This is a genomic window from Citrobacter sp. Cpo015, assembly GCF_030333035.1.
GTDB classification, from domain to species: Bacteria; Pseudomonadota; Gammaproteobacteria; order Enterobacterales; family Enterobacteriaceae; genus Citrobacter; species Citrobacter portucalensis.
Genome location: NZ_JAOWGS010000023.1, coordinates 96,744 through 109,553 on the forward strand (window position 1 = coordinate 96,744; position 12,810 = coordinate 109,553).

Sequence of the window (12,810 nt, forward strand, 5' to 3'; positions counted from 1 at the left end):
GGCTCTTTTACTCCTGATTATTTCGCGGACTGACGGTATTGCTCAATTAACTCGATAAAGTGGTCGAACAACGGTGCAGCGTCGTGCGGACCCGGACTCGCTTCAGGGTGCCCCTGGAAGCTAAACGCCGGTTTATCGGTACGATGAATCCCCTGCAAGGTGCCGTCGAACAGTGACTTGTGAGTCACGCGCAGGTTGGCAGGCATGGAGGCTTCATCTACGGCAAAACCGTGGTTCTGTGCGGTGATCATCACGGTATTGTTATCAATATCTTTTACCGGATGGTTACCGCCGTGGTGGCCAAACTTCATCTTAATGGTCTTCGCACCGCTCGCCAGCGCCAGCAGCTGATGGCCGAGGCAGATGCCAAATACCGGAATATCGGTTTCGAGGAATTTCTGAATCGCGGTAATTGCGTAGTCGCACGGCGCCGGGTCGCCAGGGCCGTTGGACAGGAAAATACCGTCCGGATTCATCTTCAGAACGTCTTCTGCTGAGGTTTTCGCCGGTACAACCGTCAGGCGGCAGCCGCGGTCCGCTAACATACGCAGAATGTTACGTTTGGCGCCGAAATCGTAAGCCACAACGTGGAACGGCATTTCATCGGCAGATTTCGCTTCCGGCAGGTCACCGGCTAGCGTCCAGCTCCCCTGCGTCCAACTATAAGGCTCCGCGGTGGTCACTTCTTTCGCCAGATCCATACCGTTCAGGCCTGGGAAAGCTTTTGCTTTTTCCAGTGCCAGCGCCGCATCCGGGTTATCGCCCGCGATGATGCAGCCGTTCTGTGCGCCCTTTTCACGCAGCAAACGCGTCAGCTTACGAGTATCGATATCAGCAATCGCCACAATGTTATGGCGCTTGAGGTAAGAAGAGAGGTCTTCAGTATCGCGGAAGTTGCTGGCAATCAGCGGCAGGTCGCGGATGACCAGGCCTTGCGCATGTACCTGAGAAGATTCTGCATCGGCTTCATTGGTGCCGACATTACCGATATGAGGATAAGTAAGAGTGACGATTTGGCGGGAATAGGAAGGATCAGTGAGGATTTCTTGATAACCGGTCATTGAAGTATTGAAAACGACTTCCCCAACCGCCGAACCTGTTGCCCCTATGGCCCGACCGTGAAACTGGGTTCCGTCTTCCAGAACCAATAGCGCTGACTTAATCAAAACACCCTCCAGAGAATATTCACTCACTTTATTTGCATATTAATTCATTAACACCTCATGAATCAATGCAAATTTGCTTACCTATGGATTTCTGGCAAACGGCGGCATTCTAGAGATAGCTCACACAAAAGTCTACCCAAAAGGGCTTTTTTTATTATTATTTTGCGCCACTGGGATAAAACACACGATTTAACAGGCAAAAAGATCAGCTAACTCAGGGTAGAAAACGCTTGCGGTAGGCAAAGAGTGTAAAAACAGAATGCAAGAGAGAAAAAAGTGGACCATTTGGTCAAAATTTACATTGAGATAACAGAATCACCCAACAAAACATAGACAAATAACCACTTAAAAGAAAAAACACATTCAGAAGCCAAAAATAAAAGGGCAATAAAATATTGCCCTATGTAATCAAATAATTATGATTACAATAACCACATCACGAAGGGTAATGAAAGCTATAAACTGCGTAAATCAAGCACATCTTTCATGTCAAAAAGACCATTTGACTTTGATTTTAGCCAAATTGCCGAACGCACTGCGCCATTGGCAAAAGTCATGCGGCTGGACGCTTTATGCGTGATCTCAATACGCTCGCCAATATCAGCAAACATCGCGGTATGCTCACCGACGATATCCCCCGCCCGCACCGTGGCAAAACCGATCGTGCCCGGTACGCGCTCGCCGGTGTAACCTTCACGCGAATAGACGGCACACTCTTTTAAATCTTTATCCAGCGCCCCGGCAATCGCCTCGCCCATCGCCAGCGCAGTGCCTGACGGCGCATCAACTTTATGGCGGTGGTGAGCTTCAATAATCTCAATATCGGTGTAATCGCCCATCACTTTCGCCGCCTTCTCCAGCAGCTTAAGCATAACGTTCACGCCGACGCTAAAGTTCGCGGCGAAAACGATCGCAATCTCCTGCGCGGCATCACGAATAGCCTGTTTACCGGCATCATCAAAGCCGGTGGTGCCAATCACCATCCCTTTACCGTGCTGGCGGCAAAACGCCAGATGCGCCAGCGTGCCTTCCGGGCGGGTAAAATCGATGAAAACATCGAAATCATCTTTCACCGCGTCAAGGCTGCTTTGCACGGTAACGCCCGTTTTTCCGGCCCCCGCTAATTCTCCGGCATCGCTTCCCAGTAAGGACGAGCCTTCGCGCTCTAACGCCGCACCGAGCTGTACGCCTTCCATGCCGAGAGTGGCCTGAATCAACTGACGCCCCATGCGTCCTCCGGCTCCCGCGATGGCAACGCGGATTTGTGCATCATGCATAGCTATTCTCTTTTATAAAAATTGCGTAAACCGTTTTCAGAGTAACCAGCGCGCCCGGAGGCCGCTAGCTGAAAACACCCATAATTAGAATTTAATGATAAACAGAGGGGAATATCAGTAAAAGACATGATTCATCCCGCAGGATGAATCATTGCTGGAGTACAGGAAAGAAGTCAAACTTACTCAGTATGGCGCAAAATGATGGGAAAACGATGGAAATACGAGCAGAAATCAGCCAGTCTGCGTAGATATTTTCGCGAGTGTGGTTTTATGGCACGAGCGTGTAGTTGACGATCATTTGCCCTTTTTTCATCTTCACCTGAGTAATCGTCACCGGTCCAATCTCAGAGAGATGGGCAACATGCGTCCCTCCGCAGGGATAAGCGAGGAGATGACCAAATCCAACCTGCCGCAACCCGTCGGTGAATGTCACTTGTCTGGCGAGATTGTCTGCCTGCCAGGCGTTGATTTTCTCCTGCAACGATAGCGTATCCGGTAACGTGCCGTTTTCACCGGCGGCGAAAGTAATGCGCCCCTCATTGGGCCAATGGTGTGCTTTCACCGGGAGCCAGCCAAACGCTGTACCCGCCAGGCCGATAAGATGTCCTGCCGAGTGCAGGCGGGCGTGCAGTTGACGCAACGCGACATCCACACGCAGGTTCACGATGCCGGGGAGGAGCGGTTTTGCCACAATGTGCACCACATCGTCACCGCGCGCGAGGACTGTTTCAACCCGCTCATCATCAATCCAGCCCGCATCCGCAGGCTGCCCGCCTCCCTGCGGGTGAAAAAGGGTTCTATCCAGTACAACCGCGTACCGTCCATCCGGCTCAGCCGAGCAACTCAGTAAGTTAGCCTGGCCTTCAGTGTTATCGCTGGTGTAATAAAGACGTTCAGTCATGATTGCTCTCCTATTGATGGGAAGAGTATATTCACTTTACTGACGGCGATAATCCTGCGCTGGTTCAATGCATCTTTGCCTGGTACGCACAAATGAACCCTAATCTTCTTCCCGACCTTGCCACCTTTGTGTTGATTATCGACCAGGGGAGCTTCTCCGCCGCCGCCAAAGCCTCGGGTGCTACGCCTTCCGCTATTAGCCGCAGCGCTTCACGCCTCGAGAAGGCGTTGGGCAGTAAGCTGCTGCACCGTACGACGCGCAAGCTGGCGCTCAGCGAAACGGGCAAAATTGTGTATGCACACGCGCAGGAAATGCTGCATGCGGCACAAATGGCCGTCGACTCAGGCAGCAGTCGACAAACCATCGCGCAAGGGCAACTGACCCTCAGCGTGCCGAAAGCGGTGGGGCGATTTGTCATTCATCCACTGATGGCCGAATTCTTTACGCGCTACCCGCAAGTGGACGTCTGCCTTCGGCTGGAAGACCGGTATATGGATTTAATCGACGACGGCGTCGACCTTGCACTGCGCATCAGTCAGTCGCCCTCCCCGGGCCTGTACGGGAAACCGCTGATGCCGGTCAGCCATGTGATATGCGCAACCCCCGAATACTTACGCAAGCACGGTACACCCGAGCACCCGCAGGCACTGCGAGAGCATAGCTGTATCAGTCTTGGCGAGACACCTGCGGATTCACGCTGGAAGTTTCGACGCGGTGAGCGCATGGAGACCATTCAGACTCATGGCCGCTACGCCGCCAACCACACCGGTGTACGTCTGGACGCGGTAAAAAAGGATCTGGGAATCGGCAGCCTGCCACTGTTCACCGCCAGCGAGGCACTCGCCAATGGCGAGATTGTCCAGGTACTGCCAGAATGGGAATTTATCAGCGACTACAGCGGGGAACTGTGGCTGCTATGGACGCGCAATCAACATATGCCCGCCAGAATGCGGGCGATGATTGATTATCTCAGCGAGAAGGTGCCGTTGCACAACACCTGATTACAGCGCGCGGGAAAATACCTCTGCCACCCACTGCTGGAAACCTTCAACGTTCAGGCCCAGCGCAACCTGCGCATTTGCCGGATGCCCCAAGCGTCCTTCAATGTCCACTACCGTCGTACCCGAGGTATATTCGCCCTGGGTTTCAACCGCCACGAAACACGACTGCAGGGTAAACAGTTCCGGGCGCACCAGCCAGGCAATGGCGCACAGATCGTGCATTCGCAACCCTGTACTCATACTGCCGCTACGGTAATGGCTAAACAGCGCATGCAGCATTTTTCCCGTCTGGTTAAGCTGAGGCAACGTCGCCAGATAGTCCGGGGCAAGCATAGCCTGATTAGTGACATCCAGCCCACACATCACAATCTCCAGCCCACTCTGGAAGACTTTCGCGGCGGCCTCGGGATCGATAGCAATATTAAACTCGGCGTTGGGTGTGAAGTTCCCGCGTCCGGCAGAGCCGCCCATAATCACCAGACGCTGAATGTTGAATACGCATTCAGGATAATGGGTCAGCAGCAGCGCAATGTTGGTCAGCGGGCCAATCGCCACCAGCGTCACGGGCTGCGGGGCATGCATCAGCGCATCGCGAATCGCCTGGAAGGCGGGTTTTGCCATCGCCTGGCGGTCGTGTTCGACAAATTCATACCCTTCCATACCGGACTCGCCGTGCACGGAAGCGGCATCACGCAGCGGCCGCACCAGCGGCATTGATGCTCCCTGCGCTAGCGGAACATCCGCATTCCAGAAGTGCAGCAGTTGCAACGCATTACGGGTGGTTTTTTCCACCGACACATTGCCTGCTACCGTGGTCATCAGTTGCAGATCCAGCTCAGGGGCAAACAGCGCAGCAGCAATGGCGGCGACATCATCAATGCCGGGATCGGTATCAAGAATGATCGGTAAGCGCATGGTTTCTCCATAAAAAAATGCCAGACGTTAAGTCTGGCATCTTCTCATAATCGTAACCGGAAAGACTTACTCTACTTCACGAACATCCACACGCAGCTCTTTCGGCACTTCGAAAACGATGTTCTCTTCGCGGCCTTCCAGTGGGATCGCTTCCCCACCACCAAGCTCTTGCAGGCGAGCAATCACGTTTTGCACCAGGATATCCGGCGCCGAGGCTCCGGCCGTCACGCCCACACACTTCGCTTCTTTCACCCACGCTTCCTGAATGTCGGTCGCATCGTCAATCAAATACGCCGCTTTCCCCATTCGCTGGGCCAGTTCAGCCAGACGGTTGGAGTTAGAGGAGTTCTTAGAGCCGACCACCAGCACAACATCAGCCTGTTCCGCCAGCGCGCGAACCGCTTCCTGACGGTTGGTGGTGGCATAACAGATATCGTCTTTGCGCGGCCCGACAATTTTCGGGAAGCGTTGACGCAGCGCATCAATAACGTCAGAAGTGTCGTCAACGGAAAGCGTTGTCTGCGTCATGAAGGATAATTTTCCTTCATTTTTCACATTCAGTTTCAGCACATCATCCGGTGATTCAACCAGATACATTCCCCCTTGCGGGTTGCTGTACTGGCCCATTGTGCCTTCGACTTCCGGGTGTCCGGCGTGACCAATCAGAATGGATTCTTCGCCACGACGACTGGCGCGGGCAACTTCCATATGCACCTTCGTTACCAGCGGGCAGGTCGCATCAAAAACCGTGAGGTCACGGCCTTTGGCTTCGTTACGCACCGCCTGAGATACGCCATGAGCGGAGAAAATCAGGATCGCGCCATCCGGCACTTCGCTGATTTGCTCGATAAAAATAGCGCCGCGCTCGCGCAGGCTATCCACCACATAGCGGTTATGCACCACCTCGTGACGGACATAAATCGGTGCGCCATAAATAGCCAGCGCGTTTTCCACAATGCTGATAGCGCGGTCTACGCCAGCGCAAAAACCGCGCGGGTTGGCCAACAGGATCTGCATTTTACGCCTCCAGTGCCGGTTCGACTTCCAGCACTTCAATATCAAAATGAACGGTATGCCCGGCCAGCGGATGGTTGAAATCAACCGTGATCGAATCACCGTTGATTTCGCGGATCACGCCAGGCATCTCACTGCCGTCCATTGCGGTAAAGAGCATGATAGCGCCAATTTCTGGCTCGCCCGCGTCCATAAACTCCCGACGCGAGAAATACTGAATTAAGTCCGGACTTGACACGCCAAAGGCGGCATCCGGTTCCAGAGCAAAAGTGGTTTTATCACCTTCTTTTAGCCCCAGCAGGTGTTGTTCCAGTCCTTCAGACAGAGAACCGTCGCCCAGGCGAAACAGCGCAGGCTTGCCGTTATTGCGGGTTGACTCTGCGGTTGAGCCATCGTCGAGCTTAAGGGTGAAGTGCACCAGCACCGCACTGTTACTCTGTACTGATTTAGACATGCAGGTTGCTCTTTAAAATTGCTGCCGCCTGTTTGCCCGGTGGCGATACGCTTACCGGGCCAACAAGGATCGCAGTATATTGTAGGCCGGATTAGCATAGCGCCATCCGGCATTTTTTTATGCGGCTTTTTTCTCTTTCGACGGCAGGAAGCCTTCGAGAACAATCAATGCCGCGCCGATACAGATAGCAGTATCGGCCAGATTGAAGGTCGCGAAATGCCAGTCGCCGACGTAAAAGTCAATCATATCAACCACGAAGCCGTGCCACAGGCGGTCGAACAAGTTGCCCAGTGCACCGCCAATGATTAACGCATACGCGATGTTGTTCAGCTTCTGGGTCGCCTTCGAGCGATACATCATCACCATCAGGATGACGCAAATACCGATGGCGATGCCGGCAAAGAACCAACGTTGCCAGCCGCCGCTGTCGGCTAAGAAGCTAAACGCCGCACCATAGTTACGCGCGTAGTGCAGATTAAGCGACGGAAACAGCGACACCGTATCCCCCAGAGCAAAGTTCTGGAGGATCAGGTATTTGCTGCCTAAATCGATAATCAGCACGACTACCACCAGCCACAGCCAGCGTAGTCCTGTTGAACAAAGAGGCTTACTCATCAGGCAAACTTACGTTGTTCGCCATCACCGGCGATGTTGCTGACACAGCGTCCGCAGATATCTGCATGTTCCGCCACCTGGCCGACGTCGGTAGTGTAATGCCAGCAGCGCGGGCATTTCTCACCTTCGGCTTTGCTCAGTACGATTTTCAGACCTTTGAGCAGTTCGCTCTGCTGAGCATCAGCAGGAGCCGCTGCATAATCCGCAACCGTCGCACCAGAGGTCAGCAGTACAAAACGCAACTCTTCGCCCAGCGCGGTCAGTTTCGCCGCCAGCTCAGGTTCAGCGTACAGGGTCACTGAAGCCTCCAGAGAACCACCGACTTTCTTATCCGCACGCGCCTGTTCGATGACTTTGTTCACTTCGCCACGCACTTTCAGCAGCTCGTCCCAGAAGGCATCGTTCATCGCTTCGGTTTCGCCTAAGCCAAACAGACCTTCGTACCATTCACCGGTAAAGACATACTTCTCACGATCGCCCGGCAGGTAGCCCCAGATTTCATCGGCGGTGAAGGACATGATCGGCGCCATCCAACGAACCAGCGCTTCAGCGATATGGAACAGCGCTGTCTGGCAGCTACGACGCGCCACGCTATCCGCTTTCGCGGTATACTGACGGTCTTTGATGATGTCGAGGTAGAACGAACCCATTTCGACGGAGCAGAAGCGCATCAGGCGCTGTACCACTTCGTGGAAGTCATAGGCTTCATAGGCTTTCAGGATTTCGTCCTGCGCCGCTTGCGCACAACCTACCGCCCACCTGTCCAGCACCACCATCTCTTCCGGTTTCACCATGTCTTTAACCGGATCGAACCCATTCAGGTTCGCCAGCAGGAAGCGCGCGGTGTTACGGATACGACGATAGCTGTCGGCAGCACGTTTCAGAATTTCGTCAGAAACGGCCATTTCACCGGTATAGTCGGTTGAAGCCACCCACAGACGCAGAATATCCGCGCCCAGTTTGTTCATCACATCCTGCGGAGAAACGGTGTTACCGATAGACTTGGACATCTTACGGCCCTGACCATCAACGGTGAAACCGTGGGTCAGTACCTGGCGATAAGGTGCTTTGCCTTTCATGGCGGTGGAGATCATCAGAGATGACATGAACCAGCCACGGTGCTGGTCAGAGCCTTCCAGATACATATCGGCCGCATGGCCTGCAAACTCAGGACGCACGTCCACGACGGAGGAGTGGGTTGAACCGGAGTCGAACCACACGTCCAGCGTATCCGGGACTTTGACATACTGGTCAGCTTCGTCGCCGAGGATATCTTTCGGATCGAGATCCCACCACGCCTGGATGCCGTCAACTTCAACGCGTTTGGCGACTTCTTCCATCAGTTCGACAGCGCGCGGATGCAGCTCTTCGGTGTCTTTGTGAACAAACAGAGACATCGGCACACCCCACGTACGCTGACGGGAGATACACCAGTCAGGACGGTTAGCAACCATCGATTCAATACGCGCCTGGCCCCAGTCCGGGATCCACTGCACGCCTTTGATCTCTTTCAGCGACTGTGCGCGCAGGCCTTTCTGATCCATGCTGACGAACCACTGTGGGGTTGCGCGGAAGATGATCGGTGACTTGTGACGCCAGCAGCATGGGTAGCTGTGCTGCATCTTCTCAACGTGCAGCAGCGCACCTTTTTCGCTCAGCAGCGCAACGATTTTGTCGTTGGCTTTAAAGACGTTCACGCCGTCCAGATCCGGATAAGTACCCGCCAGGTATGCGCCGTCCGGGCCAACCGGGTTAGCGATTTCCAGACCGTATTTCTGGCTGATGACGTAGTCATCCGGACCGTGACCGCCAGCGGTATGAACCGCACCGGTACCCGCATCCAGCGTAACGTGATCGCCAAGGATAGCTGGCACATCAAAGCCCATAAACGGATGGGTAAAGCGCAGCAGTTCCAGCTCAGCGCCTTTAACGGTGCCGAGAATGGTGTATTCAGCCGCGCCAATACGCTGCATGACGCTTTCAACCAGATCTTTCGCCAGAATCACAGCCTGGCCGTCAATCTGCACCAGCGCATAGTCAAAATCCGGTGCCAGAGAGATTGCGCGGTTCGCCGGTAACGTCCACGGGGTAGTGGTCCAGATAACCAGAGAGATCGGGCCGTTGACGTCAGAAACGCCAAATTTCGCTTTCACCGCGTCCTGATCGGCGGCGTGGAACGCCACGTCGATGGACGGGGAGGTTTTGTCATAATACTCAACTTCCGCTTCCGCCAGCGCGGAACGGCAGTCAACGCACCAGTGCACCGGCTTCGCACCTTTGTGCAGGTGACCGTTACCGATGATTTTACCCAGCGCACGAATGATGTTGGCTTCGGTTTTGAAGTCCATGGTCAGGTACGGATGCGACCAGTCGCCCAGTACGCCAAGACGGATAAAGTCTTTACGCTGACCGTCAACCTGGGTCGCTGCGTATTCGCGGCACTTGGCACGGAACTCAGCGGCGGTAAACTTCTCGCCCGGTTTGCCGTATTCCTGCTCTACTTTCAGCTCGATCGGCAGACCGTGGCAGTCCCAGCCCGGAACGTAAGGCGAGTCATAACCCGTGAGTCCTTTGGACTTCACGATAATGTCTTTCAGAATCTTGTTAACCGAGTGACCAATATGAATGCTGCCATTCGCATAAGGAGGGCCATCATGCAGAATGAAGGTTTTTTTGCCTTTTTTGGCCGCACGAATGATGCCGTACAGGTCATCATCAGTCCAACGCGCCAGCATTCCCGGTTCGCGCTTGGCGAGATCGCCGCGCATCGGGAACCCTGTTTCCGGCAAATTCAGGGTTGATTTATAGTCACTCATCAGATTCTCGGTTCCGTATTTAAAACTCGTATAGGCATTAAGCCGGTTTTGTTAGCCCCAAAAATTCACGGGCAGTCAACTCATCACGCGCAATCTGCGCTTTTAGCTCATCCAGCGAGGCAAATCGCTGTTCACTGCGTATTTTTTTACGCAGTACTACATCTATATGGCGACCATACAGGTCCATTACAACGTCCAATAGATGCACTTCCAACTGTTGGCGTACGCCTGCTACCGTCGGGCGGGTGCCGATGTTGGCGACGCCGGGCAACGGTTTGTCACCCAGTCCCATCACTTCAACCGCATAAACCCCTTTCACCGGAGAAACCTGGCGACGCAGCGGTAAGTTTGCCGTCGGAAAACCGATGGTGCGCCCTAATTCATCACCGTGAACGACACGTCCTGAGATAGTAAAAGGATGCCCAAGCAGGCTTTCGGCCAGTTGCAGGTTATCTTCTGCCAGCGCCTGACGTACCGCGGTGCTGCTAATGCGCACACCGCCTTCGCAGAAGGTTTGGGTGCTGGTGATATCAAAACCATACTCAGCGCCCGCTTCCTGTAATAACAAGAAATCGCCCGCACGGCTAGCGCCAAAGCGGAAATCATCACCAACGGCAAGAAATTGTACACCAAGGCGCTTAACCAGCAGATCGCTGATGAAGGTCTGCGCCGTTAATGCCGCAAAGCGCCTGTCAAAACGCACGCACAGCACGTAGTCCACGCCGCATTCCGCCAGATAACGCAGTTTTTCGCGCAGGCGAGTGAGGCGCGCAGGTGACTTGTCGGTCGCAAACAGCTCTAGCGGCTGCGGCTCGAAAATCATCACCATCACCGGTAAATTGCGTTTGCGCCCTTCTTCCCGTAAACCCTGCAGCAACGCACGGTGGCCACGGTGCACGCCGTCGAAATTACCAATAGTCAGCACACACCCATGCGGGGCCTGACTGAGATTATGTATGCCTCGTATCAGCTTCATGTCTGGCTCAAAACAGTGAAAATCGTGAAAGTATACCCTGTACCGCGGTCAACGTTAACCGGCGATTGTTTCTACGAAACAGAAAGAGGATTGTTTTCATTGTTATGAAACAAATTGCAGACCTTCATGGGCACGCCAATACAATTTTTCTCGTGGAAAAGCTGTATTCACGCCACGCAAGCTGGTAGAATCCTGCGCCATCACTACGCAACGAGTGCTGCAATTTAAACGGCGCTTATTTGCACAAATCCATTGACAAAAGAAGGCTAAAAGGGCATATTCCTCGGCCTTTGAATTGTCCATATAGAACACATTTGGGAGTTGGACCTTGGCTAATATCAAATCAGCTAAGAAGCGCGCCGTTCAGTCTGAAAAGGCCCGCAAGCACAACGCTAGCCGTCGCTCTATGATGCGTACTTTCATCAAGAAAGTATACGCAGCTATCGAAGCTGGCGACAAAGCTACTGCACTGAAAGCATTTAACGAAATGCAACCAATCGTGGACCGTCAGGCTGCTAAAGGTCTGATCCACAAAAACAAAGCTGCACGTCATAAAGCAAACCTGACTGCACAGATCAACAAACTGGCTTAATCGCCTGCTTGTTGTCGCTTTGTGAAAAAACCCGCGCAAGCGGGTTTTTTTATGCCTGCTATCTGACGTTTTTCTCTTTAGCCACTGATGTTGTTCTCGCTCGTTCACGCTCTTCCTGACCAGCCTGTTTTTTCAGCTATCCCTTCCTCAGTCGCGTCGCGTAATACGTGAAAGTTATTTTCTTTCACTGTTTTCCTTTTTTTATTTCATTATTAAAAAAACTGTGACCACCTTAGCAAATAGAAACATCGTTCATTCAAAAACGAATAAACGCAATCCTGATGTAAGATTTGATAATTGATTGCTGCGGTAGGGGGTAATGACTCCAACTTATTGATAGTGTTTTATGTTCAGATAATGCCCGATGACTTTGTCATGCAGCTCCACCGATTTTGAGAACGACAGCGACTTCCGTCCCAGCCGTGCCAGGTGCTGCCTCAGATTCAGGTTATGCCGCTCAATTCGCTGCGTATATCGCTTGCTGATTACGTGCAGCTTTCCCTTCAGGCGGGATTCATACAGCGGCCAGCCATCCGTCATCCATATCACCACGTCAAAGGGTGACAGCAGGCTCATAAGACGCCCCAGCGTCGCCATAGTGCGTTCACCGAATACGTGCGCAACAACCGTCTTCCGGAGCCTGTCATACGCGTAAAACAGCCAGCGCTGGCGCGATTTAGCCCCGACGTATCCCCACTGTTCGTCCATTTCCGCGCAGACGATGACGTCACTGCCCGGCTGTATGCGCGAGGTTACCGACTGCGGCCTGAGTTTTTTAAATGGCGGAAAATCGTGTTGAGGCCAACGCCCATAATGCGGGCGGTTGCCCGGCATCCAACGCCATTCATGGCCATATCAATGATTTTCTGGTGCGTACCGGGTTGAGAAGCGGTGTAAGTGAACTGCAGTTGCCATGTTTTACGGCAGTGAGAGCAGAGATAGCGCTGATGTCCGGCGGTGCTTTTGCCGTTACGCACCACCCCGTCAGTAGCTGAACAGGAGGGACAGCTGATAGAAACAGAAGCCACTGGAGCACCTCAAAAACACCATCATACACTAAATCAGTAAGTTGGCAGCATCACC

12 protein-coding genes and 1 pseudogene are annotated in these 12,810 nt (G+C 53.4%); 2 read left to right on the forward strand and 11 right to left on the reverse strand.

Features of this window, described 5'->3' with window-relative positions:
- Positions 1–17: 17 nt before the first annotated feature.
- The 3 genes from carA to OGY67_RS07575 all read right to left on the reverse strand — a co-directional run bounded on the left by carA (position 18) and on the right by OGY67_RS07575 (position 3,344).
- Entirely contained in the window at positions 18–1,166 is a 1,149-nt protein-coding gene (gene carA / locus OGY67_RS07565; protein ID WP_003829709.1) for a glutamine-hydrolyzing carbamoyl-phosphate synthase small subunit, read from the reverse strand.
- A 455-nt stretch (positions 1,167–1,621) separates the two neighbouring features.
- Entirely contained in the window at positions 1,622–2,443 is an 822-nt protein-coding gene (gene dapB / locus OGY67_RS07570; RefSeq protein ID WP_048227117.1) for a 4-hydroxy-tetrahydrodipicolinate reductase, read from the reverse strand.
- A 268-nt stretch (positions 2,444–2,711) separates the two neighbouring features.
- Positions 2,712–3,344: an alanyl-tRNA editing protein gene (locus OGY67_RS07575; RefSeq protein WP_198802690.1), complete on the reverse strand. Its 633-nt coding sequence runs from the start codon at positions 3,342–3,344 to the stop codon at positions 2,712–2,714.
- Between the two features lie 92 nt (positions 3,345–3,436).
- Here OGY67_RS07575 and OGY67_RS07580 point away from each other — a divergent pair, with 92 nt between their 5' ends.
- A complete protein-coding gene (locus OGY67_RS07580; RefSeq protein ID WP_032942336.1) occupies positions 3,437–4,345 on the forward strand; it encodes a LysR family transcriptional regulator in 909 nt (302 codons plus the stop codon).
- Here OGY67_RS07580 and rihC read toward each other — a convergent pair whose 3' ends face one another.
- From rihC to OGY67_RS07615, 7 genes and pseudogenes are all read right to left on the reverse strand, one after another.
- On the reverse strand, positions 4,346–5,260 hold the full coding sequence (gene rihC / locus OGY67_RS07585; protein ID WP_286573826.1) for a ribonucleoside hydrolase RihC: 915 nt from the start codon (positions 5,258–5,260) through the stop codon (positions 4,346–4,348). It abuts the gene before it with no gap.
- A gap of 66 nt (positions 5,261–5,326) precedes the next feature.
- Positions 5,327–6,277 carry a 4-hydroxy-3-methylbut-2-enyl diphosphate reductase gene (gene ispH / locus OGY67_RS07590; RefSeq protein ID WP_003018925.1) on the reverse strand — a complete coding sequence of 317 codons (951 nt, stop codon included), beginning with the start codon at positions 6,275–6,277 and terminating at the stop codon, positions 5,327–5,329.
- Between the two features lies 1 nt (position 6,278).
- Positions 6,279–6,728 carry an FKBP-type peptidyl-prolyl cis-trans isomerase gene (gene fkpB, locus OGY67_RS07595; RefSeq protein ID WP_003018929.1) on the reverse strand — a complete coding sequence of 150 codons (450 nt, stop codon included), beginning with the start codon at positions 6,726–6,728 and terminating at the stop codon, positions 6,279–6,281.
- Between the two features lie 117 nt (positions 6,729–6,845).
- Positions 6,846–7,343, reverse strand: a complete 498-nt coding sequence (gene lspA, locus OGY67_RS07600) for a signal peptidase II (RefSeq protein ID WP_003018932.1) — start codon at positions 7,341–7,343, stop codon at positions 6,846–6,848.
- A complete protein-coding gene (gene ileS / locus OGY67_RS07605; protein ID WP_286573827.1) occupies positions 7,343–10,159 on the reverse strand; it encodes an isoleucine--tRNA ligase in 2,817 nt (938 codons plus the stop codon). Before ileS ends, lspA begins: the two co-directional genes overlap by 1 nt.
- Positions 10,160–10,196: 37 nt before the next feature.
- The gene (gene ribF / locus OGY67_RS07610; protein WP_286573828.1) at positions 10,197–11,135 is read right to left on the reverse strand and encodes a bifunctional riboflavin kinase/FAD synthetase; all 939 of its coding nucleotides are present in this window, start codon (positions 11,133–11,135) and stop codon (positions 10,197–10,199) included.
- Between the two features lie 7 nt (positions 11,136–11,142).
- A pseudogene (locus tag OGY67_RS07615) lies at positions 11,143–11,358 on the reverse strand (DUF2575 domain-containing protein).
- A 105-nt stretch (positions 11,359–11,463) separates the two neighbouring features.
- Between OGY67_RS07615 and rpsT the strand changes: the two are divergent.
- Positions 11,464–11,727: a 30S ribosomal protein S20 gene (gene rpsT, locus OGY67_RS07620; RefSeq protein ID WP_003018940.1), complete on the forward strand. Its 264-nt coding sequence runs from the start codon at positions 11,464–11,466 to the stop codon at positions 11,725–11,727.
- A 330-nt stretch (positions 11,728–12,057) separates the two neighbouring features.
- On the opposite strand, the gene OGY67_RS07625 is transcribed toward rpsT, so the two are convergent.
- A protein-coding gene (locus OGY67_RS07625; RefSeq protein ID WP_095033700.1) for an IS1-like element IS1B family transposase occupies positions 12,058–12,755 on the reverse strand; the annotation gives its coding sequence in 2 pieces (ribosomal slippage) (positions 12,058–12,506 and positions 12,506–12,755; 699 coding nt in all).
- Positions 12,756–12,810: the final 55 nt, after the last annotated feature.

Coding starts and splice junctions, on each gene's coding strand:
- dapB (WP_048227117.1), bottom strand. CDS start 2,443: ATGCATGATGCACAAATCCGCGTTGCCATCGCGGGAGCCGGAGGACGC.
- ispH (WP_003018925.1), bottom strand. CDS start 6,277: ATGCAGATCCTGTTGGCCAACCCGCGCGGTTTTTGCGCTGGCGTAGAC.
- OGY67_RS07580 (WP_032942336.1), top strand. CDS start 3,437: ATGAACCCTAATCTTCTTCCCGACCTTGCCACCTTTGTGTTGATTATC.
- OGY67_RS07575 (WP_198802690.1), bottom strand. CDS start 3,344: ATGACTGAACGTCTTTATTACACCAGCGATAACACTGAAGGCCAGGCT.
- rihC (WP_286573826.1), bottom strand. CDS start 5,260: ATGCGCTTACCGATCATTCTTGATACCGATCCCGGCATTGATGATGTC.
- fkpB (WP_003018929.1), bottom strand. CDS start 6,728: ATGTCTAAATCAGTACAGAGTAACAGTGCGGTGCTGGTGCACTTCACC.
- lspA (WP_003018932.1), bottom strand. CDS start 7,343: ATGAGTAAGCCTCTTTGTTCAACAGGACTACGCTGGCTGTGGCTGGTG.
- ileS (WP_286573827.1), bottom strand. CDS start 10,159: ATGAGTGACTATAAATCAACCCTGAATTTGCCGGAAACAGGGTTCCCG.
- ribF (WP_286573828.1), bottom strand. CDS start 11,135: ATGAAGCTGATACGAGGCATACATAATCTCAGTCAGGCCCCGCATGGG.